Genomic DNA, 219 nt, shown 5'->3' with positions numbered 1-219 from the left:
CAAATGGTTCCCTTCATCGAAAATGTGCTCATGTTGTGGTCAGATCAAGCCGAACCTGAAACTGTCTGATCGCACCTATGAATGCACTTGCGGACATGTGATCGACCGCGACTTGAACGCGGCGATCAACCTATCTAAATTGGCGGTTTGACACATATCTCGTCATCGCCAATATGTAGGATTCGTTGCATCCGAATTTACGCCTGTGGAGTGTCATAC

General features: G+C 47.5%; 1 protein-coding gene. It reads left to right on the top strand.

The genetic code is table 11. The features are described 5' to 3' along the window. Positions 1–151: zinc ribbon domain-containing protein (locus FS806_RS25535; RefSeq protein WP_144942159.1), on the top strand; the 151-nt coding region annotated here is incomplete at its 5' end. Between the last annotated feature and the right edge of the window lie 68 nt (positions 152–219).

Origin of the sequence: Paenibacillus sp. 32O-W (assembly GCF_007679495.1) — a bacterium.
In the GTDB taxonomy this organism is placed as follows: domain Bacteria; phylum Bacillota; class Bacilli; order Paenibacillales; family NBRC-103111; genus Paenibacillus_L; species Paenibacillus_L residui.
The sequence above is the reverse complement of the archived record's forward strand: the minus strand, read 5'-3'. Positions and strand labels throughout refer to the sequence as shown.